This is a genomic window from Nostoc sp. FACHB-280 (assembly GCF_014697615.1).
In the GTDB taxonomy this organism is placed as follows: Bacteria; Cyanobacteriota; Cyanobacteriia; order Cyanobacteriales; family Nostocaceae; genus Nostoc_B.
The window spans coordinates 1-26,451 of record NZ_JACJSD010000024.1 but is presented as its reverse complement, the minus strand read 5'-3'; the positions used below and the strand labels follow the sequence as shown (position 1 = coordinate 26,451).

Below are 26,451 nucleotides of genomic sequence, written 5' to 3'. Positions count from 1 at the left end.
ATTTTGACGGCATAACATGGGCAGTATTTGGGAACTCGATTTTTACTCTCGTCCAATTTTGGATGAAAATCAAAAAAAAGTTTGGGAAGTTGTCATCTGTGAAAGTCCCTTGGATATTCGGACGCAAACAGATTCGTTATTTCGCTACGCTCAATATTGTCCTAGCACCCAAGTCAATTCGGGCTGGTTGCGGACAGCATTGCAGGAAGCCATTGACAAAGCCGGAGAAGCACCAATTAAAGTCCGCTTTTTCCGCCGCCAAATGAACAATATGATTACGAAAGCTTGCCAAGATTTGGGTATTCCAGCCCAACCCAGTCGGCGCACTTTGTTGCTGAACCAATGGCTACAACAGCGAATGGCGGAAGTTTACCCACAAGAACCTGGTTATCAAGGCGGAACAAACCCTTCTGTGCGTTTAGACAGTCCTTTACCTCAGCGTTTACCTGATGCTTTAGAAGGACAGCAATGGGTGTTTGTCAGCTTATCGGCGGCGGAATTAGGAGAAATGCCAGAATGGGATATTGGTTTTGGTGAAGCTTTCCCCCTAGAAATGGCGCAATTATCTCCAGAAACCCGCATTCCGGGAGTTTTAATTTTCTCACCCAGGGCTTTACCTTTAGCTGGCTGGATGTCTGGTTTAGAGTTAGCGTTTTTAAGAGTTGATGATAGTGCTGGTACAAGGTTGATTTTAGAAACTGGTGCTACAGAAAGTTGGATTTTGGCAAATATCAAAAATCCCAAAATCTTAGCAGAAACCCAAGGTTTTGCCGAAGCGAAACAAAAAGCCAATGGAGTGCATTTTATTGGTATACAGTCAAGCCCTCAAGCAGAATCTTTTGCTGGGTTTTGGCTGTTGCAAGAGATGAATTTGCCTTAAGAGTGCTGAGTGCTGAGTGCTGGAGTTGTCAGCAAGTTATTCTCCCTTGTCCACCTTGTCTCCCTAACCTCTAGCCTCTAGCCTTTCAGTAAAAACTGATACATACCGATGATTTTTTGGGGAATTCTCTGCATCGATGGCACGCTGATAGATGCCCATGATTTGGGATAATTATCTGCGTCCATCTCCGTTGTCAAAAGCAAATTGCTGATTTGCGCGGATATGCACCAATGATTTGGGATAATTATCTGCGTTTGCTTGCAGTTCAAAATCCGAAATCCACAATTCACCAAGGGTCATGGGTTCTGAAAATTTCTCACACGATACACTAGCAGAACAGCTGCTGGAACTAGCCATCAAATCGGGAGCGGAAGCAGCTGAGGTGTATCAGTCGCACTCGCTTTCTCGTCCGGTATTTTTTGAGGCTAACCGACTCAAACAGCTAGAAACCAGCCAATCTGAAGGTACAACGCTGCGGTTATGGCGCAATGGTCGCCCTGGACTGACGGTAGCTTATGGTGATGTGTCACCGCAGGCTATGGTGGAACGGGCTTTGGCTTTGAGTGAACTAAATCAACCAGAAACAATCGAGTTAGTCACGAACTCCAAGCCTGCTTACCCAGATTTGGGGAAAAGCGTACCGATAGAAGTTTTAGTCAACTGGGGCAAAGAAGCGATCGCTATTATCCGCAATACTTACCCAGATGTACTATGTAATAGTGACTGGGAATGTGATGTGGAAACTACTAGACTTGTGAATAGTCAAGGTCTAGATTGTCACTACACCGATACTACCCTCAGCTGTTATATGTCAGCCGAATGGGTGCGGGGTGATGATTTTTTAAGTGTTTCCGATGGTCAAACCCAACGCAATACCCTAGACCCAGAAAAGTTAGCTTATCAAATTTTACAGAGGCTAGTCTGGGCGCAAGAAAATGTTGCACCGCCTAATGGTCGTGTGCCGGTTTTATTTACTTCTAAAGCAGCTGATATGCTGTGGGGAACTGCCCAAGCTGCTTTAAATGGGAAACGTGTCTTAGAAGCGGCTTCACCTTGGGCAGAACGGATGGGAAAACAAGTGGTTGCACCTAGTTTGACACTTTATCAAGACCCGGAAGCAGGCCCTTACAGTTGCCCATTTGATGATGAAGGTACACCGACCAAGGCTTTAGTGTTCGTCAAAGATGGTATATTACAGCATTTTTATGGCGATCGCACCACAGGCCGTCAACTGGGTAGCAGTTCCACTGGTAATGGTTTTCGTCCCGGTTTGGGTAGCTATCCTTCTCCTGGGTTATTTAATTTCTTGATTCAGCCTGGTACAACCCCACTACGAGATTTAATTCGCAAATTAGATAATGGTCTAATTGTTGATCAAATGTTAGGCGGTAGTGGCGGGATTTCGGGAGATTTTTCCATCAATATTGATTTGGGCTACCGTGTGCAGAACGGTCAAGTTACTGGCCGTGTGAAAGACACAATGGTTGCAGGTAATGTTTACACAGCTCTCAAACAAGTTGTAGAATTAGGTAATGATGCGGATTGGAATGGTTCTTGTTATACCCCATCTTTGACAGTTGAAGGACTATCTACTACCAGTAGAAATTATTAAACAACTAAAATTAAGTAGGTAGGCACACATAGACCCAAGTATCTAAAGAAAAATCAATCGGATTAAAACCCTTCTGCCTCCTGCCTTCTGTCTTACCCGAGCGATAAATTTTCCCACCCACCTAACTTATGAACTTTGCCACTAGCATAAATGATGCTCTCCAACTGGATAGAGTTGTATTTCTAGGACGTACTTTATCGGAGTACGTGAAATTTTTTGACCTAGATTTATCCCAGTGGCAAACAGCGAAAATTTTAGATTGTCCGGCTGGTGCAGCTTCCTTTGTGGCGGAACTGCATCAAATGGGTATTGATGCTGTGGCTTGTGACATTGTGTTTAATTTCGATGCAACAACTTTGCAAGCTAAAGGACAAGCCGATTTAGCTCACGTTATGGAAAGATTGGCGGATGTCACCCATAACTATAATTGGGATTTTTATCAAAATATTGCCAAGTTAACTGAATATCGCCAAATAGCATTAGAAAGATTTTTGGCAGATTATCCCAGTGGTCGCCAAGCAGGACGCTACATTCACACTGTATTACCAAAATTACCCTTTGGCGATCGCAGTTTCGATTTGGTATTAAGTGCTAATTTGTTGTTTCTCTACAGTGACTGCTTGGATTATGCCTTTCACTGGCAAACAATTTTAGAACTTTATCGAGTTTGTTCTCAAGAAGTCAGAATCTACCCCTTGCAGGGTAAAGATGCTCAAACATATCCTTTGTTAAATAATTTACTCAATGATTTAAATCATGCGGGAATTGCCGCAGAAGTTGTCAATGTACCTTGGGAATTTCTCAAAGGTAGCAATCAGATGTTACGTTTGCGGCGCTGATGAATCAGATGTTAACCACCATATCATCTCAGCTTGATTACTTTGGATTCTGATCCTAGTAAGCTTCCACTCTCAAGTGAAAAAAGTTTGTAGTACAGGCTTACCTTATTGTATTATTAATGTAATACATAATAACAGCCTTTCTAAAAACCATATCTGCTAGAAGTGGAAAAAATAACACCAATGAGACGAATTACCATTGCCAAAAGTACCTTAGAAATTCTGGAAATTGGTAGCTACATTAGTCCTAATGGCAATCAAGTTCATATTCATCAAGAAGTACAGTCTTGTTTAGATTCGACAAAATGCTATAGTCCTGAAAATCTATGCAACATTGAATCTGAAGTCATCAAAAGCGTTCCTCCTTTCTCAGATACTGAATTTCAAGTGAGAAATGAGACAACGCTGATGGGATCTGAACGCATAGCCAACAGCGGAAAATTCCAACAAATTGGTGTTTTGAATTTTGCTTCCGCAAAAAACCCTGGTGGTGGATTTCTCAATGGCGCACAAGCCCAAGAAGAAAGTTTAGCCAGAAGTTCTGCGCTTTACCAAAGTCTGTTAAAATGCCGTGAATATTATGATTTCCATCGTTCTGAACGGTCACTTTTATACTCAAATTGGATGATTTATTCTCCGAGTTGTCCCGTTTTCAAAAACGATGATGGAGAGCTATTAGAACAGCCATATTTTGTGAACTTTATCACCAGTCCAGCGCCAAATGCTGACATGATTCAAAAAAATCAGCAGCACCTTAGTGGACAAATACCTGAAGTTCTGATGAGTCGTGCATCAAAAGTCTTGAGTTTAGCAGCCGAATGCGGTTGTGATGCGTTAATTTTAGGCGCTTGGGGATGTGGAGTCTTTAAAAATGACCCAGCGATAGTTGCCCAAATTTTTGCAGATATCTTATTACCAGGGGGTCAATTTTGGGGCAGATTTAAAAAAGTAATTTTTTCTGTGCTTGACAACAGCAAACAGCAACAAACTTTTGCAGAGTTTAACAAGCGATTTTCTAGGTAAATTGCATAAATTTTGAAGAAACTTTGTTAAAGAATATTCTCCCTGATGTTTGTTAAATAATAACCCTTTGATGATATGTGTTTTGTCTACAGATTGCTAATCTTACGTTAAGCAAACGCATTTTTCTATAATGTTCATACCGATTTGATGCAAAGGAATTGTGAAATAAATCAAACAATTGCTAGAAAAATAGCCATACCTTTAGTCCCTTGTCCCTCTTTTCAAGTTATAACTATGAACAGAAATCATAAATAAATTATTAAATTTATATGATGTTGCTTCCGGCTCTAAATCAACGCTTGCGTCGTTGGTGGCAGCCAAGAAAAGGTTTAGCGATCGCTGAAGCTTCTGTAATTGGGATTGTAGCGGCTTTATCTGCGGTATTTTTAAAATTTGGAGCAGGACTCTTGGGTGCATGGCGGGTGCATACTTCCCATGTTTTCCCGGCATGGATAGCTTTACCAACAGTCGGTTTAGTGTTTGGCTACATGGCTGGCTGGTTAGTGCAGCGGTTAGAGCCAGAAGCATCTGGTAGTGGTATTCCCCAAGTCAAGGCTAACTTAGCTAATGTACCCATCAAATTATCTTGGCGGGTAGCGGCTGTGAAGTTACTCAGTGCCATGATTGTGATTGGTTCGGGGATAACTTTAGGTAGACAAGGCCCGACTGTGCAAGTTGGTGCAAGTTTAGCGGCGGGGATGAGTCGCTTTGTTCCCACTTCCCCAGATCATCGACGACAAATGATTGCTGCGGGTGCAGGTGCTGGTTTAGCTGCCGCTTTTAATGCCCCCTTAGCAGGTGTCATATTTATTGTTGAAGAATTACTGCAAGATTTATCTGGGTTAACTTTAGGAACCGCCATTATCGCTTCATTTATCGGTGGTGTTGTCTCACGATTATTGGGTGGTGGTAGTTTGCACTTAAATCTGCGAATGATCCAATCTTCAAGCCAGTTTTCTCTGCCAGAAATTCCGTTTTTTTTAATCTTGGGTATTGTCGCTGGGTTATTAGGGGCGTTATTTAATTACGGTTTAATTTTTAGTATCAAATCTTATCAAAGATTACATATTAGTTTGCCCCTCAAAGTTGCTTTGGCAGGATTTGTTTCGGGAATCATCGTAGCTATGCTGCCCGAATATTTTCGCAATAATACTGGCTTACGGGAATATATAATTACTAGCAGTTCTAGTGGTTCTGTTGCTGCGATCGCATTTATTGCTCAGTTTGTCCTCACCTTAATTGCCTTTGGTTCTGGTGCGCCGGGAGGATTATTTGCACCCAGCTTAATTTTAGGTTCTTGCTTAGGGCATGTTGTTGGTGTTTGGGAAGGTCATTTATTGGGAGTAGGTTCTCTACCTACTTATGCTTTGGCGGGAATGGGGGGATTTTTTAGCGCCGTTTCTAAGGTTCCCATCACCGCAATTGTGATTGTCTTTGAAATGACTACAGATTTTAACTTGGTTTTACCTTTAATGATTGTGGCTGTAGTCGCATACTTAGTGGCAGATAAAGTTATGCCCGGTTCACTTTACGATCGACTGTTGCAATTAAAAGGTATTACCCTGAGCAAAGTCGAGCCCACAGAAGCTATTTTAACCACATTAACAGCTAAAGATGTTATGCAAAAGCAAGTGGAAACTCTGGATGCAGACATAACTTTAGAAGAAACAAAACAGGCATTTTCTAGTTCCCATCACCGGGGGTTTCCCGTAGTCAAAAATAGCAAATTAGTTGGTATTGTCACCCAATCAGATTTAACAAAATTGGCTAATCGCAACTTGCCAAACAATACCTTATTAAAAGAAATTATGACTACTGCACCAATAACGGTCACACCTATACATAACTTGAGTAATGTATTGTATTTACTTGACCGCTATCAAATTAGTCGTTTACCTGTAGTAGATAAGCGAAAATTAATTGGAATTATTACCCGCGCCGATATTATTCGTGCTGAAGCTGACCATCTCAACGGTAAAAATATTACCCCAGCACCACAACCAGAACCATCTTATGTAGTTTATCAGACGCGATCGCCGAGTATTGGCAGAGGTAGATTATTAGTCCCAATCGCTAATCCTGAGACTGTGGGTACTCTGCTGCAAATGGCTGTGGCCATTGCTCAAGAACGCCACTATGAAATAGAGTGCGTCCAAATAATGTTAGTATCGCGCCACAGTTCCCCAGCCGAAACACCAGTCAGAACTGCCAAAAGTCGGCGTTTACTAAGACAAGCCGAAGTTTTAGCTAAAAAATGTCATATTCCCTTACATACACAAATTCGTGTTGCCCATGATGCTTCTCAAGCCATCTTAGAAACTATCCACGAACGCCACATAGACATGATTTTAATGGGCTGGAAAGGTAGCACATCCACCCCAGGGCGAATTTTTGGCAATATTGTAGACACCATCATTCGCCAAGCCACTTGTGATGTAGTGCTAGTAAAACTAGGTAATTATCAACAGTCAACTGTCAATAGTCAATTGTCAAAAATTTCTCCCACTCTCCAATTCAACCGTTGGTTAATTCCAATGGCGGGTGGCCCTAATTCTAAATTTGCGCTGAAATTAATCCCGGCATTGGTAACATTAGGAAACGAACCAGAAATTCACTTAACACAAGTATTCAAGCCATCGGAATCAAAACCAGATATCCAAATTTTAGACAAAGCCATTCATCAATTGATGCGTCATCGTCACTTATCTAGTACTGCATTTGTCGCTACACCAGTACAGGCTGATTCCGTGGCTGAGGGTGTAATTCATTTAGTAGAACAAGAAGGGTTTGATGTTGTAGTTTTGGGTGCTACCCGCGAAGGCTTACTACAACAAGCAATTCAAGGTAATATTCCAGAAGCGATCGCCTCTAATGTAGAAAGTACAGTCATTTTAGTACGCGGTGCAATTAATAATTAAATTGGTGCAGCAGTAAAATCAGATTGGGTAGAAGGAGTGTACTTTCTCCCAGAATATTTGCGAACAGCGATAGTGGTGATTCATCAGTTACCAGTAACTCCCGAAACACTATGGCTGAGAATACTAGGACGTGGAAAAGTCCAGCAACAAGCAATTGATGAATTAGCTGTATTACCAGTGAATCACCCATTTGTGAAAGTAACGCTAGAATTGCTTTATAACTTGCAACAAAACTTGCGAATCAATCAAAATACAGAAGTAGATGATCGGGAGTTAGTGATGAGATTAGCACCACTGTATCAACAAGACAGAGAACAAGCTCGACAAGAAGGTTTGCAACAAGGTTTGCAACAAGGTTTGCAACAAGGTTTAGAGCAAGGAGAACAACAACTAATTCTGCGCCAGTTGAATCGAAGATTGGGAACAATGGATTCATCTCTTATCGAGCAAGTTAAAAGATTATCTGTTGAACAGTTAGAATCTCTAGGGGAAGCATTGTTAGATTTCACTACAGTTGGCGAGTTAGAAGTTTGGTTGAGTCAACAATAGGTATAGCAGGTGACAGGTGACAGGTGACAGGTGACAGGTTTAAAAGCTTTTGGTGTCTAAATTTTATTATTTATCGATGTCCTAACCAACTTGGCTACTGCTATAAATATTGAGAATTATTTGATATGCGATCGCCATCATCCAACTACTCATAAAATATGTGCGATCGCCCAAAAATAAATTTATCCTTGATGTTTGCTGTGTTCTAGACGCAAAATCTCGCGTCTCTAAGGTGATATTGGCCAAATTTTCATGATGTTTTCTGCACTACCACCACTAGCTATCGCTTTACCATCTGCACTAATAGCAACAGAATATATATAACCAGAATCACGTTTTAAGGTGCGAATTTCTTTACCATTCGCCGGATTCCACAATTTAATTGTATTATCACTACTGCCACTCGCAAGTATAGTACCGTTGGCAGTTTTTCCATAAGCAACAGAATTGACTTTATCAGAATGTTGTTTGAGAGTGCGAATTGTCTCGCCTGTTGTCACATCCCAAAGTTTCACTGTTTTATCTTTACTACCACTAGCCAAAGTTTTACCATCAGGGCTGAAGGCTAAAGACAGAATTAATTCTGAATGACCTTCGAGAGTCCGAATTTGTTGACCAGTTGCCACATTCCAGAGTTTAATTGTTTTGTCCCAACTACCACTAGCTAAAGTTTTGCCATCGGGACTAAAAGCGATAGTTGCAACAGCTTGGCTATGTCCTGAAAGAGTACGAATTAACTTACCAGTTGCTAGGTTCCACAATTTGATAGTCTTATCTAAGCTTCCACTAGCCAAAATTTTCCCATCAGGACTAAAAGCAACAGCAGTTACGCCGCCAGTATGTCCTTTGAGAGTGCGAATTTCTTCAGTTGTAGCCAGATTCCAGAGTTTAATTGTTTGATCTGCACTACCACTGGCGAGAATTTTACCATGCGGATGGAAGGCGATCGCCCAAATCCATTTCAAGTGTCCTTTGAGGGTAGAAATTTCCGTTCCCGTCGCTAAATTCCACAATTTGATTGTTTTATCATCACTACCACTCGCTAAAATTCGCCCATTAGGCGCAAAAGCCACCGAATTAACATCACTCGCATGTCCTCTAAAAGTTTTGGGTTGATCAACGCTTTCTGAAACTTCACTAGTATTGATTTTGGAGAAATACTGAAAATACAAAATTCCGCCTAATCCTAACAGTAATATGACAAAATTAACGAGCAACAATCTTTGAAAATTGTCCTTGAGTTTGAATGTCAATAACCTCTGCTGACTTCCTGAAACTGTTAGTAAAGTTGGCGCAGATGCAAAACTCGTTGATGCTGAAGATTGTTTTTTCAAGTCTTGCAGGACTTGTTCGGCTGCTTGATAACGTTGTCTGATATCTGTAGTCAGCAGTTTATCCAAAACTTGCCCTAACTTTAAATCTATAGTTATCGTAGTTGTATTTGCGTTTGGTAGATATTGTCGCCAAGATTTCACCCAGCTATAGCCTTGCTGCATCCATAATTTTGACGGTGCATTTCCCGTCAGCAAATAAAAGCAAGTCACCCCCAAACTATACAAATCACTGGCTGGATAAGCTTGACCATCTTGCATTTGTTCAATGGGAGTATAACCATGTGAACCAATGGTTGTGCCTAATTTAGTATGCACTGTGGCTGTTAACTGTTTGGATGCACCAAAATCAATTAATATTAATTTGCCATCACTGCGACGACGAATAATATTTTGTGGTTTAATATCTCGATGAATTACGCCGCGATCGTGAATAAATTTCAGTACAGGTAGTAAATCAAGCAAAACTCGCATAACTTGGTTTTCGTTATACGTTACTCCTTGACGTAATTCCTGGAGTAAATTCTGTCCATCAATAAACTGTTGAACTAAAAATAAATAACTATCTTGCTCAAAATAAGCTAATAAAGCAGGTATTTGGGGGTGTTCTCCCAAATGCTGTAATCTTTTTGCTTCTTCTTGAAATAATGCAATTGCCTTCTTAATAGCAGCAGCTTCCTGAACTTTAGGTGCAAATTGTTTCACTACACACCATTCATTCAATTTATCTGCATCTTCCGCAAGATAGGTTCTGCCAAATCCACCTTCATCTGATAGTACTTTAATGACACGATAATGCCCTCGCAACAATCTGACTAATGGTGTATTGCAACTTTGACAATACTGATTTTCATCTGGATTTAAAGGTTCAGGGCAATCGGGATTCAAGCAGCAGACCATACTGGGAATCCATTTTCTGTTTGTATCTATGTTAGAGGATGACGTATAATTTGGCTATGAAGTTGCTAGGAAACTTCTGATGATCAAATAATTAATATACACTTGTATCAGTAATTATAAATTGACAAGAATCGAATTTTCCTGTTTATTGGTAGTATTATAACTACAATTGAGAGATTGTTATATCTCAATTGTATATTATCTATCAATGACCAAGATATTGCTGAGTATTGAGTGCGACCAATAGAATTTAAATTATTTTTTGATTCCTGATTATACATTTAAAAACGTATCTATCTACAGGCAGAGATAATTTAATAAACATCAAAAAGAGGAGTTTAATATGGCAGAAAAAAGCAATCAAAAATTACGCAAGAGGATAAATGTAACTTTATTTATTTCTGTTAGTAGTGTAGCGATCGCCAGTCATATTCTGCCAATCTCTGCTTTAGAAATTCCTACCTTTTCTCAACAATTCCAACTTGCTAAAACACCCGATGAACGACAGCCAGAAGCAGTACAACAAGGAATTGAACAAATTCCGGCGGCGGAACCGCCTGTAACACCACAGCGCACTCAATCTATTGATTCACCTTTACCAGTAAGTGTCCCACCACCAGAAAGTAATCCAACTCCGCAACCATCGCCAACTAATTCTACTCCCGAAGCATCTCCACCAGAAAGTAATCCAACTCCACAACCAGCACCTGTAAGGTCAAATCCTGGAGAAACTAATTCCTCACCGCAACCAGCGCCTATTAATTCTCCACCCAGAAACAGTAACCCCACACCGCAACCAGCACCTGTAAGGTCAAATCCCAGAGGAACTAATTCCCCACCGCAACCATCACAAAATCGTTCTGTATCTCCAACTCCAGGTAGAAGACAAACACCAAATACTAACTCAGGGAGAAGTAGAAACTCTAGAGGTGTAGCTGCGGCTAATTCTCGAACACCTAATTATAGAAACATTAACTTTGTTGATATTGCCTTCGGTATTCTGGATAAAAGAGATTTTCAATCACAAGGTAGACCATATCATTTCTATCAATTTGAGGGAAGAGAAAACCAACTAATTCAAATTCGCCTTTTGGGTAGTGCAGATCAAAGACGTTCTAATAACTTAAGTTTACGTCCTTATATGTTTCTCCTCGACCCCAATAATAACGTCATCCTCAAACGAGGCGGTGGCGAAACAGAACGAGATGCTTTTATCTTTGCACGCTTACCTGTAGCGGGTATATATACAATTGCTGTGACTAGCCAAAACCCTGGAGATACAGGCCGCTATAGTCTGGCGATTCGAGATGATCGAGCCAGCTATATTTTAGACGAAACCGGAGAATTGAGTCAGCAAAACTTAGTCTTGAAACAAAATGGTACTCCCTACAATGTGACACAATTTCAAGGAACAAAAAATCAATTGGTGAGTATTCGTGTAGATAGTGTAAATGAAGAGTTTTCGCCTTATATCGTTTTACTCAATTCTCAAGGACAAAGAATTGCTGCAAATAGCGATCGCGATGGTAAATATAGCACCCTCATTGACCGAGCCAGATTACCTGAAGATGGGACTTATTATATAGTTGTCACCTCTAGCAGACCTAACCAACGCGGTAATTACCGATTAACTTTATTTTAAAATTGGTTACAACTTAATCAAGGTTGACAATATCTCTGAATCGGGAGATATTGTTAACTTTGTTTAACCATCAAATAATTTTAAAAAATATGCGATCGCAACATGAAACAGAGATTTTTGCGACATTAATTAAAAATTATAGTATAGCAGGAGAATATCTTTTAGAAGAGTCCGGTTCGGTGATTACTAAAACTAGTCTTAAGGATATTACTTGGGAAAATCTGCGGATAAGAGAAACAGAGATGTATGGTATGAGAATTTTTGGGTTTCCTGATTTAAAAAAAGAGACTTTTGATAATTGGATATCGATTAACAGTCAACCTTCCTTATTAAGTTCATGTATTAATAATCCCAAAGTTAATTTACTGTCTAGTGCAGAGTATGACAACCTTTTTAATCAAGATGATCATAGATGGTCTATGTTCTATACATTCACTCGTCCAGGTTTTTCGGATGATTTTTCTCAAGCGTTAATTCAGATGACTGCTTTTTGTCCCATAACACCACAATATGGCAATTTGCTATATATGGAAAAAACTGGCAATAAATGGGAAAATAAATTATCTTATGGGCTATTTAATCAATAAAGATTTATGTCTGCCAAAAATCATCTTGCAGAAATCTACAACTTCCTCCAAATATCAGATACAATTGCTACTTCAGGACAACCAACCGCCGAACAATTTGCAGCTATCAAAGCAGCAGGCTATCAACTAATAGTTAATCTAGCCTTACCAACATCAAGCAACGCTTTATCCAATGAACAAGAAATTATCGAATCTCAAGGAATGCAATATGTCGACATTCCAGTAGAGTGGGAAAATCCGACGCTGGAAGATGTGATAAAGTTTTTTAGTGTCATGGAAACAAATTCAGATAAAAAAATCTTTGTTCACTGCGCTGCTAATATGAGAGTATCGGCTTTTATGTATCTTTTTCGCCGCATACATCAAGGTTTAAATGATGCAACAGCCGAACAAGACTTACATAAAATTTGGGTTCCGAATGAAGTATGGCAGAAGTTTATTCAAGAAGCATTAAATACCTATCAACAAAAGTCAGAAAAACTAACTTGAGAAACACTCTGTGTCTCTTTGCGTTAACCTTGGCGCACCTCCGCATTAAAACAAACTCACTTCCGATTCACACTTGGCATCAACACCCCATGCTTCGGACTAAATAACAACGCCAAAATAAATAAACCTGATACTACCAAAACGATCGCCGGGCCAGAAGGCAAATTATAAAAGTAGCTGAGATACATACCGCTAATACTCGAAAACACCCCAATTCCTGCGCCTAAAATCATGACTTCGTGTAAGCGTTTGACTAATAAATAAGCCGTCGCACCAGGAGTAATTAACAGTGATAAAACTAAAATTACGCCGACGGCTTTCATACTGGCGACAATTGTTAAAGCGATGAGTAACATTAATCCGAAGTTGAGGCGATTGACTGGTAAACCGGCTGCGTGAGCGCCTAACGGATCAAAGGTGTAAAATAATAGTTCTTTGTAGATTAAAATTACTACTACTAAAACAATGGTAGCGATGATGGCTGTGTCTCGCACTTCATCAACGGTAACACCGAGAATGTTGCCAAACAAAAAGTGATTCAGGTCGATTTTGTTATCTTTTTGAACAACTGTAATTAAAGTAATACCAAGGGCGAAGAATGCAGAAAAAACTATGCCCATTGCTGCATCTTCTTTAATTGGCGATCGCGTCCTAATCCAGGCGATCGCCATTGTACTCACAACTCCGGCGATAAATGCGCCAACAAAGATATTTGCGCCTATCATGAAGGCGATCGCTAATCCTGGTAAAACAGAATGACTGATAGCATCACCTAAGAGTGCGAGTCGTTGCACCATTAAGTAACTACCCACAACTGCACACAACAAACCAACTAAAATCGCAATCACTAGCGATCGCTGCATGAAGCCGTATTGTAACGGCTCGATTAGTGCTTCTAACATAGATACGAACCGCAAAGGGCGCAGAGGACACGGAGAAAGAGAGTTTAAGCTGCGTCGGAGAAGTACATTACTTTACCGCCGTAAGCCAGATGTAGGTTTTGTTCGGTGAGGACTTGTTGTCTAGAACCTGTGGCGACTAATTCGCGGTTGAGTAAAATCAAGTCATCAAAATGGGTAATGGATTCGCCTAAGTCGTGGTTCACAACTAGGACGATTTTGTTTTCGGCGGCGAGTTCTTGAAAGACTTCAAAAATTACTGCTTGGGTTTTTTGATCAATCCCTACCAATGGTTCGTCAAAACAAAAGATGTCTGCTTGCTGTGTTAAGGCGCGGGCTAAAAAGACTCGTTGTTGTTGTCCTCCTGATAATTGTCCTATGGGGCGATCGCGGAATTCACTCATTCCGACTCTTTCTAAGGCGCTATTTGCTATTTGACGACTCACTCCCGAAAAGCTACGCAACCAGCCAGTTTTCTTGACTCTTCCCATCATCACTACATCCCAAACCGTGGCGGGATAAGTCCAATCAATTTGGCTACGTTGAGGGACATAAGCCACCTTTGACTTTTGTTGCATCAAGGGTTGGTTTTGGTACTTCACCACACCACTACTAACAGGAACCAAGCCCAACATTGCTTTCATCAGTGTACTTTTGCCAGCACCATTCGGGCCAAAAATCCCTGTTAATCTCCCCGGTTGAATCACACAGTTAATATCTCTCAAGGCTTCTTGAGTCCGGTAATGTACTCCCAAGTGGGCAATAGAAATTGCATCTGTGGAATTCATATCAATAGCTTTGATATACGATGCAGAACGTTCACCAATTTTCTGGGTATGTCCCAAGTTGGCGTAAAAAGAAACGTTTTCCATAAGGGTATTTTCATATTTATTACTTGAGCTTACTACAAAAATGAGAAAAATATGAAAAAATCTATAATAAGCAGTAATGTCACAGATAAATGAGCGTAATACCTGAGATAGAGGGCGTTTTCGTCCAACAAAAGCCAACCATCCCTAGGCGGAAACCAGAAATTTTTAGCTTGATTTTTCGGCTGTGTCTGGGAATGCTTTTACCATTGACTTTGTTTAGTTGTAGTCAAAACAACACCAACTCCACAACTGCCAAAGGTAGTGATAAACCGAGGGTTGTGGCTACTAGCACAATCATTGCAGACTTAACCCAAGAAGTTGGCGGCGACGAAATTCAACTCAAAGGAATCCTCAAACCCGGTGCTGATCCCCATGTTTATGAACCAGTCCCCGCCGATAGCCGATTTTTGGAAGAAGCAAACTTAATCTTGTATAACGGCTATAACTTAGAACCAGGATTAATTAAGTTAATGAATGCAGCTGGAAAAGGAAAGAAAGTAGCCGTAGGGGAAGTCGTTAAACCTTTGGAATTAGATAAAGGTAAAGGTGAAATTGTACCAGACCCCCATGTTTGGGGAAGTGCGGAAAATGCAGCCGCGATGGTTAATGTGATTCGAGATGCGTTGATTGAGTTATCGCCAGCAGATAAAGCAGAATTTACTCAAAACGCAGCCGAATTAACCGATGAATTAAAACAACTGCATACCTGGATAAATCAACAAATTCAAACTATTCCGCCCGATAAACGCAAACTAATTACAACCCATGATGCTTTTCAATATTATGGACGTGCATATAGTATTGCGATCGCCGGAACTTTAATCGGTATCAGCACCGAAGAACAACCAAGCGCCCAAACTGTACAAAGATTGGTAGAATCAGTCAAAAAAACAGGCGTACCCGCAATTTTTGCCGAAACTACAATTAATCCCACCTTGATCAAAACCGTAGCTCAAGAAGCAGGCGTGCAACTAGCGCCTCAACAACTTTATTCTGATTCCATTGGTGCCAAAGGTAGCAATGGAGAAACATACATCAAAATGATGGAGGCAAATACCCGCGCTATTGTTGAAGCTTTGGGGGGTAAATATACACCCTTTCAACTAACTAAAAAGATAGAAACAAAACCGCAAAAATAAATATTGTCTACTCCCTACTCCCTACTCCCTACTCCCTAATATCTATAGCAGTCCTAAATCATTTGTAGAATTTCTATATCTTTTTCTTCCTTCTTACCTTTGCGTCCTTGGCGTTCTTGGCGGTTCGTTTCCATATCTATGTTTCTCACGACTCATTGAGGATTGCTATACCTTAAAATTTCATCAGAAAGTCTCTCTGAAGGAAGACAGCATCATGGCTTTAATTTTATAAATTGAGTTAGTGAATACATAGTTTTAATTTGTGAACTAGCCATGACTAAAGAATTAGAAAATCAAAATAATCAACCAGAAAATAATCAAACCGAAATTGAACAGCCCGTCAGCAAAGATTGGCATTCACGGGAAGAACCCACAGCCAAAGAAAGAAACTTAACGGCAAATCCCGGAGATAGAATCTCCGATAAACCTGAATCTATTGAAGAGAAAGCAAAACAAGTTGCTGTTGATTCACCAGATATTACAGGCGACCATATTACAGTTCCCACATACTTCGTTGTGGAAGAACCCAACGGTGAGAAAAAAGCCCTGCACCATGTTAAAGATGCAGAAGAAATCTCTGATGTAATTCGTCAAGCCAGAGTTGACGAAAATGGTAATCGAATCTGGTGGTAATAGTTGACGCTGTTAACTTGGTAGAGACTAAAAATTGAGAGGCTTAGATCCCCGACTTCTTGAAGAAGTCGGGGATCTTTTTATTCACAAATGATTTAGGATTGCGATCGCCTCTTCTGTAGGTTGGGTGGAGGCGCACGAGAGATATTGAAAACAACATACTAAATCTAGATCGCGCCGTAACCCAACACCAAATCATCATATTTTGAGAGAATATTACAACAGGTAAAATAACTGTGGCGTGAATTTTACCGTTGGAATTGAGATATTTTGGTAGTTGAAAGTTTTGCGGTTTTCTTCGTGGCATTTGTTGGGTTCCACTTCGTTCCACCCAACCTACAAGATCAGGTGATCATACTTAATCCTAAGCCACTTGCTTAAAATTCAGTCCTTCCAATTGATTCTGCTCTATTAAGTCCTTAAATTTTTGAGATACTAATATTACGAATTTACATTCTGGGATGGCAAAAAAATGCTGATCTTGAATTAACTCTTCTTTAAAAGCATACTTTTCTATGCCCAAAACTCTACCAGTTTCTTCAAATATAAACAAATCCGCCTTTGAACGATCAAGGCAATCAATAATATTGATTACTTTTAAAATATTAAACTCACCTTCATCGCATTGTAATGGCAGCAGTTTAACGCTATCACCAATTAAAGGCTCTAAAATTTTCCAAGCCCTATTATTACAAGCAAAAGTCCATCCAGTAACTCCAAGGAAATCACCTCGTTTAGTACCGAATGATTCAATTCCCACTGGTAAAGGAATCCATTCACTCTTTTCTTCAATATCTTGATACATTGCAAAATTAAGAAACCTTGATAAAATATCATGTGAATTTTCTTGATCCAGATAATAGAAGCCATCATAATTATCGCTATCAGGAATAGGAATATAAATATTCATATAAATCTATCTCCATTAAGTTTTTGAAATATATTATGAGGGGAAAGTTTCAGCCTTAATTCTAGCAGCAATACTTTGAAGTATAGCTTCAGCTCCTGCTTTATTTGTAGCTTTGCCTAAGTTCTACATTAATAGCCTCATCAGTGCTTCCACGATGTAAACCTTGACCATTATGCTGACTTACTGGTAATTTCACCCCATTGATAGTACGGTCTACTACTTCTCTCAATATACATACAAGGTTGGGTGGAGCGAAGTGGAACCCAACAAATGCTATGAAGAAAACTGCAAAACTTTCAACTATCACAATATCTCAATTCCAACGGTAAAATTCACTCCACAATGATTTTACCTGTCGCAATATTTTCTCAAAATCTCATAATTTGGTGTTGGGTTACGGCGCAATAAAGATTTGCTGTGTTGTTGCCAATATTTCTTGTGCGCCTCCACCCAACCTACTCACTAAATTTTACACTGCATGAGAATCTGATTGTTTGCGCCATTGGCGTTTTTTCATAAAGCTTTGCCAAGATTCCATGTAGGTATAAAACACAGGTGTTAAATACAGCGTTAAAAATTGGGAAAATAGCAATCCCCCAACAACGGCTAAACCAAGGGGACGGCGTGTATCTCCACCTGCACCCAACCCCAGGGCGATTGGTAAAGTTCCCATCAAAGCGGCCATTGTGGTCATCATGATGGGGCGAAATCTGACGACACAAGCCTCATAAATGGCATCGTAAGGAGTTTTACCACTTTGTCGGGCTTCTATGGCAAAGTCAACCATCATAATGCCGTTTTTCTTCACAATCCCAATTAGCAGGATAATGCCGACAAAGGCGTAAATATTCAAATCAACTTGGAATAGCAACAAGGTTAACAATGCGCCAAATCCGGCTGATGGCAAACTCGAAAGAATTGTCAAAGGGTGGATAAAGTTCTCATAGAGAATTCCCAACACAATATAAATTACTAAAACTGCCACCAATAGCAATAAACCCAACCCTTGCAAGGAAGACTGAAACGCTTGGGCGGAACCTTGGAAACCTGTAGTAATGCTGGCGGGTAATGTTTGACGGGCGATTTGTTCAATTTTGTCAGTGACGCTACCAAGAGATACTCCGGGTTTGAGGTTAAAAGAGATAGTTACAGAAGCTAACTGTCCTGAGTGGTTGATAGTCAAAGGCCCTACACCTTTCGAGATGGTGGCGACAGCATTTAATGGTACTAGTTGTCCAGTAGGGGAGTGAATTGACAGCAATTCTAAAGCACTGGGATCTCCCTGATATTTGGGTTCGACTCCCATAATCACTTCGTATTGACTATCTGAGGCGTAAATTGTGGAAACTTGCCGTGTACCGTAGGCATTACTCAGCGCAGTTTCTATCTGTTCGGCTGTTAGCCCCATAGATGCCGCTTGATCACGATTAATGTCAACTTGCACTTGGGGGTTTTTGATTTGCAAATCACTATTGACATCTTGTAAATCAGGTAGCCCCCGGAGTTTTTCTTCTAAAGTTGGCGCATACTGATATAACTCTTGAATATTGGGACTTTGTAATGAGAATTGATACTGAGCTTTGCTTTGCTGTCCACCAATATTAATGGCTGGTGGGTTCTGCAAGAAAACCTTCATCCCTGGAATACGCGATAGTTTTGGACGCAGTTCTTGGACAATATCATCGGCACTCAGTTTGCGTTCTTCGCGGGGTTTGAGGCTGATAAATAAGCGCCCGGTATTACTGGAAGCATTTGCCCCACCTGCACCGACGCTGGAGTTAATTGCTGCTATATTCGGGTCACGATATGCGATCGCTGCAACTGCCTGTTGATGTTTTACCATTTCATCAAAGGAGATATCCTCGGCGGCTTGGGTAGAGGCGGTGATTTGTCCTACATCCGCAGTCGGAATAAAGCCTTTCGGCACAACCATAAATAAATAAACTGTGGCAACTACGATTGCCCCAGAGATAAACATTGTCGTGCGATGATATTTGAGCGATCGCTTTAAACTCCACTCATAGCCACCCAAAATCACATCGAAAAATTTTTCGGAAGTATTATAAAGTCCCCGGTTAAATCTTTGAATTTTGCCTTTAAAACCTCTTTTCACTGGTTCTGCTGCATCTTCTTGCTGGTGATGCGGTGGACGCAAGAAGCGAGAACACAACATAGGTGTCAAACTCAGAGAAATTATTCCCGATACCAAAATCGCCACGCTGATAGTTACAGCGAACTCGCGGAATAATCGCCCTAAAATCCCACCCATAAACAGCACCGGAATAAATACGGCGACCAAAGAAATCGTCATAGAGAGAATTGTAAAACCAATTTCCCGTGAACCATTCAACGCAGCCTGCAAGCGACTTTCACCCATTTCCATGTGGCGGACAATATTTTCTAGCATCACTACCGCATCATCCACCACGAAACCGACGGAAAGAGTCAACGCCATCAACGACAGGTTATCGAGGGAGAAGCCCAACAGCAGCATTACACCAAAGGTAGCAACCAAAGATAAAGGTACTGCCAAACTCGGTATAATCGTCGCCCGGAGGTTGCGAAGAAATAGGAAAATTACTAACACAACCAAACCAATAGTCAGTAACAGCGTAAACTGTACATCATCAACCGATTCGCGGATGGCTTGGGAGCGATCGTAGAGAATTTCCATATTCACGGCTGCGGGGATTTGTTCGCGGAATTTCGGCAGCAGTTTTTTAATTGCTTCCACGACTTCGACGGTATTAGTTCCCGGTTGCTTTTGAATTGCTAGAACAATCGCCCGTACACCAGAATTAGATGTTTTGTTCTGTTTTGCTGTTTTCGTAAAATACCAACTCGCAACTTTGTCATTTTCTACACTATCTAAGACTTGGGCAATTTCTCCGAGTTGGACTGGCGCACCGCCTTGATAACTCACAATTAAAGAACGATAGGCAGCCGCATCATTAAGTTGACCGTTAGCTTGAATTGTATAATTTTGCTCTTGACCGTAAAGTGTCCCCGTAGGAATGTTGGCATTACCTTTACTAATAGCATCTGCAACTTCATCAACACCTATACCTTTAGCACTGAGAGATTCGGGATCAAGCAAAACTCTCACGGCGTACTTTTGGGAACCGTAGACTTGCACCTGGGCTACGCCGTTCACCATTGATAAACGTTGTGCCAGTTGTGTTTCTGCATACTTGTCTACGGTGGACAGGGGAAGAACAGCAGAGTTTAGGGAGATGTAGAGGATGGGCTGATCTGCCGGGTTCACCTTGCGATAGGATGGGGGGCTGGGCATATCCGCAGGTAATTGCCGTGTGGCTTTGGCGATCGCAGCTTGCACGTCTTGGGCTGCTCCATCAATATCTCGACTCAAGTCAAATTGCAGTGTTACCTGACTACTGCCCAAGGAACTAGTAGAGTTCATCGAACTCAACCCAGCAATACTCGAAAATTGCGCTTCTAGAGGTGTTGCCACCGATGCCGCCATTGTCTCTGGATTCGCCCCAGGTAAGTTAGCACTCACCTGAATTGTGGGAAAATCCACATTTGGCAAGTCACTTACAGGTAACATTCGGTAACTCATCAGCCCGAAAATCAAAACGCCAATCATTACCAAAGTCGTCATGATTGGGCGACGAATAAATAACTCGGAAATATTCATAGATTTTCCTATTTTTTATAGCCAACAAGACTTACGCAAAAGTATAAAAAAACGTAGACGCGCAAGCGGCTTCCCGAAGGGTACCGCAAAGGACGCATAGACACGAAGTGGCTTCCCGAAGGGTAGGACACGAAGTTAAAGAGTTTGAGAGAGTTATTGCGTAATTCCTAACCAAGAGCATCTGGGTGGAAAGTATGAATGCCAGTAAGAGTTTTTTACCTTCTGCCTTCTGCCTCCTGCCCTCTGCCTCCTGTCAATCCCTGCTTAACCTGCACTGCTGCCCCAGGTACAAGGTTGAATTGTCCATCGATGACTACTTGCTCACCTGGTTTGATGCCTTGAGCGATCGCAGTTTCATTATTGACTGCATCTCCCACAACTACCGGACGCATTTCTACTGTTTTGTCTGGTTTGACAACATACACAAATTGCTGTTGCTGTCCGGCTTGGATGGCTTTGGTTGGTACAGTCACAGCATTGGGTATCTCAGATAATTTCAGCACGACATTCACAAATTGCCCTGGTAACAATCGCTCGTCATCATTGCTAAATGTACCTTTGAGTTGAATTGTGCCAGTTTGAGTATTTACGCCACTGTCAACAAAAGTTAAATAGCCATGTACAGGATTTCCTGAATCTTTGGGGGGGATGACATCAACTTCTAATTTGTGGTTGCTGGTGTACTTTTTCAAGTCTGGCAAAATTCGCTGCGGAATCGAGAAGTTTACATATATCGGGCGAATCTGGCTGATGGTAATTAAGGGATCTGTGGAATTGGCGGTGACTAAATTACCTTGATTTAACTTGAAACTGCCAGTACGTCCTGTAATGGGCGAATAAATAGAACTATAAGAAAGTTGAACTTTGGCGCTATCAATTGCGGCTTCATCTGCGAGGACTGTTGCTTGAGCATTTTTTACATCTGCCTTGGCGGCTTCTACTGCTGCTTGGGCATTAGCTACTGCATCTTGGTCTGCTTTGACGGTTGCCTTTTGAGCCGTGGCACTGGTTTGATATTGTTCTGCCTGTTCTTTACTAATCGCTCCCTGTTGTAGCAATCCGGTATAGCGTTGTGCCTGGACATTGGCATTATTCGCCTGGGCGACATCTTTGAAGACTGTGGCTTTGGCTTGGTTGACTTGAGCGATCGCTTTGTTAACATTAGCCTCAGACTGCTTGACTAATGCCTCATCTTTGGCTTTCGCCGCCATTGCTTGCATCAATGCTGCTTGCTGGGGACGAGAATCAATTTGAAACAGCAAATCTCCCTTTTTGACGTTCTGTCCTTGGCGGAAATACACTCCTGTTAACTGTCCCCCAATCTGTGACTTGACAGAGACAGTAGAATATGATTCTACTGTCCCCGTAGCTTTAATTAAGATGGGTATAGTTTTTTGAGTAGCAGTTGCAACCATCACAGGTACAGGTCGTTTTTTCCCTGCATCTTTGCCTGTTGATTGGGCTTCCGAAGCTTTAGCACAAGCAGAACAAAGACAAGCTAAACCTAGTATCAGTAGCCATAACCGCCTTGTGGGCAGTAAGCTGCGATCGCTCAAACTTCTGGGTAAAATTTGCAACACAGGATTTGTAATCAAGACAGAAAAACGGCTCATATTCACACAGAGTAGCTGGTGTTTTTCGTAAAAATGTTTAGTTTACTTAGTTAAGCATTATGTTAGTTTATCTAAACATTAGAATGCTAACAATTAATCCTAAGTAATAGACTAGATGTAAGTATTAAAACTTTCCAGACATTTGGAAAGTGAAGATAGATATATTTTTTATTCTCTGAAACTGTTACTCAAACCATCTCCCTACACCTTGACACCCCTGCACCCCTGCGATCTCAACTGATAAACTCAGGGCTTAACAACCCACTACCCCCTAGCCGCAAACGCGCAGTAGTGTAAAAATATTCCTACCTTCGTAGCTGCAAAAGACGAACTATGACAATACATTCTGCTCTAGAACGTGCATTTATCAACCGTCGCGTTTTGAAAGTAATTAGCGGGTTGCATAACTTTGATGGCGATCGCGTGGCTGCTATCATTAAAGCTGCTGAAATTGGTGGTGCGACTTTTGTTGATATCGCTGCTGATCCAGCAATTGTGGCAATGGCCAAAAGCTTGATTAATTTACCAGTTTGTGTATCAGCAATTGAACCAGAAAAATTTGTCCAAGCTGTAGCGGCTGGCGCAGACTTAATTGAAATTGGTAATTTTGACTCTTTCTACGCCCAAGGACGCAGATTTGAAGCTGAAGAAGTTTTAGCACTGACTCAGCAAACCCGCGCACTTTTACCAGAAATCACCTTATCTGTGACAGTTCCTCACATTCTGGAACTAGATCAGCAAGTACAACTGGCAGAAGAACTAGTCAAAGCTGGTGCTGACATCATCCAAACCGAAGGCGGAACCAGCAGCCAACCTGCTCACTCCGGCACTTTGGGATTAATTGAAAAAGCTGCGCCTACTTTAGCCGCAGCTTACGAAATTTCTCGCGCTGTATCTGTACCAGTATTATGCGCTTCCGGCATTTCTAACGTTACTGCACCTTTAGCGATCTCAGCTGGTGCGGCTGGTGTTGGTGTTGGTTCTGCCATCAACCAACTCAACAGCGAAGTTGCCATGATTGCTGCTGTACGTGGTTTGGTAGAAGCATTAGAGACTGCCAACAACCGCGCAGTTGTCTAAGGAGTAGGGAGTAGTAAATCAATAATTCTCAGTTTACTGTTGTGAGTTTTTATTGATCCCCCCAACCCCCCTTTTTAAGGGGGGCTATTTTTTCGTTTACCCCCTTAAAAAGGGGGTCGCCGCAGGCGGGGGGATCTTAATCTAGGATGATCCAACTTTATATTTGAAAAGTGTTGATGACTAGTACATTACTTTCCCCACTCTCCTTAAACCAAACAATCCTTCAGCGCATAAATCACCTGATCTTGCTGCTGGGTTGTGAGTTCTGGGAACATTGGCAAAGATAAAACCTCATGACAGGTTTGCTCGGCTACTGGTAATTGTCCTGGTTGATAGCCTAAATGTTTATACACTGGCTGCAAATGAAGTGGGTAAGGGTAGTAAACCATTGAATTTACACCCCGTTCTTGCAATTGATTTTTTACCCAATCTCGACGAGACGCACTAGCACCATTGCGTGATTCACTGACTACGCGAATTGTAAACTGATTCCAGACACTCTCGCCGCCAGGAAGTTCTTCCGGTACGACAATCCCAGAGATTTGACTGAGGAATTGTTGGTAGTAAGATGCGATCGCTTGTCGTTTTTGATTCCAATGATCGAGATGACGAAGTTTAATTTGCAGAATTGCGGCTTGGATGGCATCTAAACGACTATTTACCCCAACTTCCTCGTAGTAATAGCGATTTCTTTGCCCATGCTCCTTTATTACCCGCATCTTCGCAGCTAATTCTGGATTATTGGTTGTAATTGCTCCACCATCACCACAACCGCCGAGATTCTTGGTCGGGTAAAAACTAAAGCAGCCAATATGCCCAATGCTACCAACTTTTTGATTCTCCCAAACTGCACCTGTAGATTGAGCGCAATCTTCAATCACTGCTAAATTATGATTGTGTGCGATCGCCATTAGCTCTGTCATATCCACAGGCTGTCCGAATAAATGCACCGGAATAATTGCCTTGGTTTTAGGAGTAATTACCGCAGCGATTTGTCGCAAATCTAAGTTATATGTATTAATGTCTATATCTACAAAAACAGGCTTGGCTCCCACCGCACTGATCACCTCGGCTGTTGCAATAAAGGTAAACGGTGTAGTAATCACCTCATCACCTGTACCAATTTCTAAAGCTCGTAAGGCTAAGTAGAGCGCATCAGTTCCAGAGTTACAAGCTATACAATTAGTAACACCATGATAGGCCGCAAATTGTTGCTCAAAGCTTTCAATGATCGGGCCACCAATATAACGTCCAGATGCTAACACTTCTAGCACTGCTGCACTTACTTCTGCTTCGATAGTGACGTATTGCTGCTTGATATCAAAAGCAGGAACAGAATTTACGCTTTGGAACATGAGTTTTTATGTTATTTGAAAATACAAAGGATGCAATTCGACAGTCGAGTTTAGCTACTTGACTTTTTGTCAAAAAGCTGATTGATAGACTGTCGCCCTGGATACGCATCAAAGAGGGTTATTACTGAAATTATTGTATGGGTAAAAATATCATACTAATTTGTAATTCGTAATTTGTAATTCGTAATTAGTCCACTCTGATAAAGTGTCAATACACAAGACTGGCAAGCACTCGTTTTATGAGATATGCCAATCCTATTTAATTTACAAACTGATTCGTCAAGAGAAGGAACAGCCAACAGGAAACAGAGAACAGATTTATTTGCTTCTCATTAAGGATGGCTATATGGCAATCCTATTTGCTTTACAAAAATCTCTCCCTTATCTTCCCTATCTACCTTGTCTACCCTAGCTCCCTTGTTCATCTATCAAATATGACTGCTATATGATATTAGGTTTATACTCAGCACTTTCCCAGGAGGTAAAAAACTGTGCAGGAATTAATCAAACTAGATTTAGCTGATTTAGGCTTTGCTGTGGGGTTAATGGCGATCGCTATTGGTTTATCTGCCTGGGAAAAATTAGGATTAGAATTAAACTTGGCAATTGCTACTGGCAGAACCATCTTACAATTGCTTGTCTTGGGATATGTGTTCGATTTTATCTTTGCTGTCAATAATGCTTGGACGGTTTTGGTGATTTTAGCAATTATCCTGACAATTACAGCTATTGTCGCCCGCAATCGCATCAGCCAGAAAATTCCCCTCGTCTTACCTGTGGTTTGGGGAGCGATTTTCATCAGTACAGCTTTCACACTTTTTTACACTTATTTATTAATTCTGCAACCAGACAGATGGTTTGAAGCCCGTTATATAATTCCCCTAGCAGGAATCATCATTGGTAATGGGATGAATGCAGCTGCGATCGCAGGTGAACGTTTAGTTAGTACAATCAATTATTCTTCTGGAGAAATTGAAACTCACTTGAGTTTAGGCGCAACTCCCCAACAAGCAGTTAGTCAATACCGTAAAGAAGCTATTCGTGCTGCATTGCTTCCCACAATTAATCAAATGATGCTGATTGGGATGGCGATTCTTCCCAGCATCACTGCCGGACAGTTATTAGGCGGAGTCAACCCTTTAGATGCAGTGTCTTACGAAATTTTGATTGTGTTTATGGTTGCATTAGCTAATTTGCTAACAACAATTTTAGTTACCAGAGGATTGTGTCGTCAGTTTTTTAATTCGGCAGCACACTTAATTAGATAATTGAGGAAATAAAATCACTGCCAATCACTACCATACATTAACTGAAATGTAAAAATATAAGCAAATCAATACGTTCTGCTGAAATTAAAAACACCCTTTCATGTGAAAGGGCGTTTTTTAGAAGAAGAGACCTGGCGCCGAGCAATTGTGGCAGGAGGCGACCCTCCAACTATCGTAGCCGCAGCAGCGTTTCACCTCTGAGTTCGGGATGTATCAGTGTGGTTCCACCGCGCCATAGGCACCAGGAAAACTTG

General features: G+C 41.2%; 22 protein-coding genes, 1 rRNA gene and 1 pseudogene. 13 read left to right on the top strand and 11 right to left on the bottom strand.

What is annotated here, in order from left to right:
* The first annotated feature begins 16 nt into the window (after positions 1–16).
* Positions 17–880 carry a Tab2/Atab2 family RNA-binding protein gene (locus tag H6G75_RS18120; RefSeq protein WP_190981402.1) on the top strand — a complete coding sequence of 288 codons (864 nt, stop codon included), beginning with the start codon at positions 17–19 and terminating at the stop codon, positions 878–880.
* Positions 881–1,051: 171 nt separating this feature from the next.
* Here H6G75_RS18120 and H6G75_RS33550 read toward each other — a convergent pair whose 3' ends face one another.
* On the bottom strand, positions 1,052–1,180 hold the full coding sequence (locus tag H6G75_RS33550; protein ID WP_256364362.1) for a hypothetical protein: 129 nt from the start codon (positions 1,178–1,180) through the stop codon (positions 1,052–1,054).
* Between H6G75_RS33550 and H6G75_RS18115 the strand changes: the two genes are divergently transcribed.
* From H6G75_RS18115 to H6G75_RS18095, 5 genes and pseudogenes are all read left to right on the top strand, one after another.
* A complete protein-coding gene (locus H6G75_RS18115) occupies positions 1,179–2,492 on the top strand; it encodes a TldD/PmbA family protein (protein WP_190981401.1) in 1,314 nt (437 codons plus the stop codon). The two genes, H6G75_RS33550 and H6G75_RS18115, sit on opposite strands and share 2 nt — an antisense overlap.
* Positions 2,493–2,620: 128 nt before the next feature.
* A complete protein-coding gene (locus H6G75_RS18110; RefSeq protein WP_190981400.1) occupies positions 2,621–3,331 on the top strand; it encodes a class I SAM-dependent methyltransferase in 711 nt (236 codons plus the stop codon).
* A 183-nt stretch (positions 3,332–3,514) separates the two neighbouring features.
* Complete coding sequence (locus H6G75_RS18105) at positions 3,515–4,354, top strand: TIGR02452 family protein (RefSeq protein ID WP_190981399.1); 840 nt, start codon at positions 3,515–3,517, stop codon at positions 4,352–4,354.
* Between the two features lie 272 nt (positions 4,355–4,626).
* The gene (locus H6G75_RS18100) at positions 4,627–7,272 is read left to right on the top strand and encodes a chloride channel protein (protein WP_190981456.1); all 2,646 of its coding nucleotides are present in this window, start codon (positions 4,627–4,629) and stop codon (positions 7,270–7,272) included.
* A 3-nt stretch (positions 7,273–7,275) separates the two neighbouring features.
* Positions 7,276–7,821 (top strand): annotated as a pseudogene (locus H6G75_RS18095) (DUF4351 domain-containing protein); the annotation flags it as partial.
* 81 nt (positions 7,822–7,902) lie between these two features.
* Here the strand turns inward: H6G75_RS18095 and H6G75_RS18090 are convergent.
* On the bottom strand, positions 7,903–8,067 hold the full coding sequence (locus H6G75_RS18090) for a hypothetical protein (RefSeq protein ID WP_190981398.1): 165 nt from the start codon (positions 8,065–8,067) through the stop codon (positions 7,903–7,905).
* Positions 8,049–10,052, bottom strand: a complete 2,004-nt coding sequence (locus tag H6G75_RS18085; protein ID WP_190981397.1) for a serine/threonine-protein kinase — start codon at positions 10,050–10,052, stop codon at positions 8,049–8,051. The genes H6G75_RS18090 and H6G75_RS18085 overlap by 19 nt, the downstream gene beginning before the upstream one ends.
* Positions 10,053–10,395: 343 nt before the next feature.
* Here H6G75_RS18085 and H6G75_RS18080 point away from each other — a divergent pair, with 343 nt between their 5' ends.
* The 3 genes from H6G75_RS18080 (at position 10,396) to H6G75_RS18070 (ending at position 12,770) form a co-directional block, all read left to right on the top strand.
* The gene (locus H6G75_RS18080) at positions 10,396–11,694 is read left to right on the top strand and encodes a PPC domain-containing protein (RefSeq protein WP_190981396.1); all 1,299 of its coding nucleotides are present in this window, start codon (positions 10,396–10,398) and stop codon (positions 11,692–11,694) included.
* 89 nt (positions 11,695–11,783) lie between these two features.
* Positions 11,784–12,281, top strand: a complete 498-nt coding sequence (locus H6G75_RS18075) for a hypothetical protein (protein WP_190981395.1) — start codon at positions 11,784–11,786, stop codon at positions 12,279–12,281.
* 6 nt (positions 12,282–12,287) lie between these two features.
* Positions 12,288–12,770: a protein tyrosine phosphatase family protein gene (locus H6G75_RS18070; protein WP_190981394.1), complete on the top strand. Its 483-nt coding sequence runs from the start codon at positions 12,288–12,290 to the stop codon at positions 12,768–12,770.
* 56 nt (positions 12,771–12,826) lie between these two features.
* Here the strand turns inward: H6G75_RS18070 and H6G75_RS18065 are convergent, their stop codons facing one another.
* Both H6G75_RS18065 and H6G75_RS18060 read right to left on the bottom strand, forming a co-directional pair.
* Positions 12,827–13,672 carry a metal ABC transporter permease gene (locus H6G75_RS18065; RefSeq protein ID WP_190981393.1) on the bottom strand — a complete coding sequence of 282 codons (846 nt, stop codon included), beginning with the start codon at positions 13,670–13,672 and terminating at the stop codon, positions 12,827–12,829.
* A 44-nt stretch (positions 13,673–13,716) separates the two neighbouring features.
* A complete protein-coding gene (locus tag H6G75_RS18060) occupies positions 13,717–14,541 on the bottom strand; it encodes a metal ABC transporter ATP-binding protein (protein WP_190590353.1) in 825 nt (274 codons plus the stop codon).
* A gap of 89 nt (positions 14,542–14,630) precedes the next feature.
* Between H6G75_RS18060 and H6G75_RS18055 the strand changes: the two genes are divergently transcribed.
* Positions 14,631–15,680, top strand: coding sequence for a metal ABC transporter substrate-binding protein (locus H6G75_RS18055; protein WP_190981392.1), 1,050 nt, complete (start codon positions 14,631–14,633; stop codon positions 15,678–15,680).
* A gap of 273 nt (positions 15,681–15,953) precedes the next feature.
* Complete coding sequence (locus H6G75_RS18050) at positions 15,954–16,313, top strand: hypothetical protein (RefSeq protein WP_190981391.1); 360 nt, start codon at positions 15,954–15,956, stop codon at positions 16,311–16,313.
* 43 nt (positions 16,314–16,356) lie between these two features.
* Here H6G75_RS18050 and H6G75_RS18045 read toward each other — a convergent pair whose 3' ends face one another.
* The 4 genes from H6G75_RS18045 to H6G75_RS18030 form a co-directional block, all read right to left on the bottom strand.
* The gene (locus tag H6G75_RS18045) at positions 16,357–16,620 is read right to left on the bottom strand and encodes a hypothetical protein (RefSeq protein ID WP_190981390.1); all 264 of its coding nucleotides are present in this window, start codon (positions 16,618–16,620) and stop codon (positions 16,357–16,359) included.
* A 57-nt stretch (positions 16,621–16,677) separates the two neighbouring features.
* Positions 16,678–17,223: an imm11 family protein gene (locus H6G75_RS18040; RefSeq protein WP_190981389.1), complete on the bottom strand. Its 546-nt coding sequence runs from the start codon at positions 17,221–17,223 to the stop codon at positions 16,678–16,680.
* Between the two features lie 469 nt (positions 17,224–17,692).
* Positions 17,693–20,881: an efflux RND transporter permease subunit gene (locus H6G75_RS18035; RefSeq protein ID WP_190981388.1), complete on the bottom strand. Its 3,189-nt coding sequence runs from the start codon at positions 20,879–20,881 to the stop codon at positions 17,693–17,695.
* 215 nt (positions 20,882–21,096) lie between these two features.
* On the bottom strand, positions 21,097–22,494 hold the full coding sequence (locus H6G75_RS18030) for an efflux RND transporter periplasmic adaptor subunit (protein ID WP_190981387.1): 1,398 nt from the start codon (positions 22,492–22,494) through the stop codon (positions 21,097–21,099).
* 333 nt (positions 22,495–22,827) lie between these two features.
* Here H6G75_RS18030 and H6G75_RS18025 point away from each other — a divergent pair, with 333 nt between their 5' ends.
* Positions 22,828–23,574, top strand: a complete 747-nt coding sequence (locus H6G75_RS18025) for a DUF561 domain-containing protein (RefSeq protein ID WP_190981386.1) — start codon at positions 22,828–22,830, stop codon at positions 23,572–23,574.
* Positions 23,575–23,780: 206 nt separating this feature from the next.
* Here the strand turns inward: H6G75_RS18025 and H6G75_RS18020 are convergent, their stop codons facing one another.
* On the bottom strand, positions 23,781–24,929 hold the full coding sequence (locus tag H6G75_RS18020) for a DegT/DnrJ/EryC1/StrS aminotransferase family protein (RefSeq protein WP_190981385.1): 1,149 nt from the start codon (positions 24,927–24,929) through the stop codon (positions 23,781–23,783).
* A gap of 491 nt (positions 24,930–25,420) precedes the next feature.
* Here H6G75_RS18020 and H6G75_RS18015 point away from each other — a divergent pair, with 491 nt between their 5' ends.
* Complete coding sequence (locus H6G75_RS18015) at positions 25,421–26,197, top strand: ABC transporter permease (protein WP_190981384.1); 777 nt, start codon at positions 25,421–25,423, stop codon at positions 26,195–26,197.
* Positions 26,198–26,326: 129 nt separating this feature from the next.
* Here H6G75_RS18015 and rrf read toward each other — a convergent pair.
* Positions 26,327–26,443: ribosomal RNA gene (gene rrf / locus H6G75_RS18010) — 5S ribosomal RNA — on the bottom strand.
* Between the last annotated feature and the right edge of the window lie 8 nt (positions 26,444–26,451).

Excerpts from the sequence above, each read along its gene's own strand:
- H6G75_RS18120 (WP_190981402.1), top strand. The coding sequence starts at position 17 with ATGGGCAGTATTTGGGAACTCGATTTTTACTCTCGTCCAATTTTGGAT.
- H6G75_RS18115 (WP_190981401.1), top strand. The coding sequence starts at position 1,179 with ATGGGTTCTGAAAATTTCTCACACGATACACTAGCAGAACAGCTGCTG.
- H6G75_RS33550 (WP_256364362.1), bottom strand. The coding sequence starts at position 1,180 with ATGACCCTTGGTGAATTGTGGATTTCGGATTTTGAACTGCAAGCAAAC.
- H6G75_RS18110 (WP_190981400.1), top strand. The coding sequence starts at position 2,621 with ATGAACTTTGCCACTAGCATAAATGATGCTCTCCAACTGGATAGAGTT.
- H6G75_RS18105 (WP_190981399.1), top strand. The coding sequence starts at position 3,515 with ATGAGACGAATTACCATTGCCAAAAGTACCTTAGAAATTCTGGAAATT.
- H6G75_RS18100 (WP_190981456.1), top strand. The coding sequence starts at position 4,627 with ATGTTGCTTCCGGCTCTAAATCAACGCTTGCGTCGTTGGTGGCAGCCA.
- H6G75_RS18085 (WP_190981397.1), bottom strand. The coding sequence starts at position 10,052 with ATGGTCTGCTGCTTGAATCCCGATTGCCCTGAACCTTTAAATCCAGAT.
- H6G75_RS18080 (WP_190981396.1), top strand. The coding sequence starts at position 10,396 with ATGGCAGAAAAAAGCAATCAAAAATTACGCAAGAGGATAAATGTAACT.
- H6G75_RS18075 (WP_190981395.1), top strand. The coding sequence starts at position 11,784 with ATGCGATCGCAACATGAAACAGAGATTTTTGCGACATTAATTAAAAAT.
- H6G75_RS18070 (WP_190981394.1), top strand. The coding sequence starts at position 12,288 with ATGTCTGCCAAAAATCATCTTGCAGAAATCTACAACTTCCTCCAAATA.
- H6G75_RS18065 (WP_190981393.1), bottom strand. The coding sequence starts at position 13,672 with ATGTTAGAAGCACTAATCGAGCCGTTACAATACGGCTTCATGCAGCGA.
- H6G75_RS18060 (WP_190590353.1), bottom strand. The coding sequence starts at position 14,541 with ATGGAAAACGTTTCTTTTTACGCCAACTTGGGACATACCCAGAAAATT.
- H6G75_RS18055 (WP_190981392.1), top strand. The coding sequence starts at position 14,631 with ATGAGCGTAATACCTGAGATAGAGGGCGTTTTCGTCCAACAAAAGCCA.
- H6G75_RS18050 (WP_190981391.1), top strand. The coding sequence starts at position 15,954 with ATGACTAAAGAATTAGAAAATCAAAATAATCAACCAGAAAATAATCAA.
- H6G75_RS18045 (WP_190981390.1), bottom strand. The coding sequence starts at position 16,620 with ATGCCACGAAGAAAACCGCAAAACTTTCAACTACCAAAATATCTCAAT.
- H6G75_RS18040 (WP_190981389.1), bottom strand. The coding sequence starts at position 17,223 with ATGAATATTTATATTCCTATTCCTGATAGCGATAATTATGATGGCTTC.
- H6G75_RS18035 (WP_190981388.1), bottom strand. The coding sequence starts at position 20,881 with ATGAATATTTCCGAGTTATTTATTCGTCGCCCAATCATGACGACTTTG.
- H6G75_RS18030 (WP_190981387.1), bottom strand. The coding sequence starts at position 22,494 with ATGAGCCGTTTTTCTGTCTTGATTACAAATCCTGTGTTGCAAATTTTA.
- H6G75_RS18025 (WP_190981386.1), top strand. The coding sequence starts at position 22,828 with ATGACAATACATTCTGCTCTAGAACGTGCATTTATCAACCGTCGCGTT.
- H6G75_RS18020 (WP_190981385.1), bottom strand. The coding sequence starts at position 24,929 with ATGTTCCAAAGCGTAAATTCTGTTCCTGCTTTTGATATCAAGCAGCAA.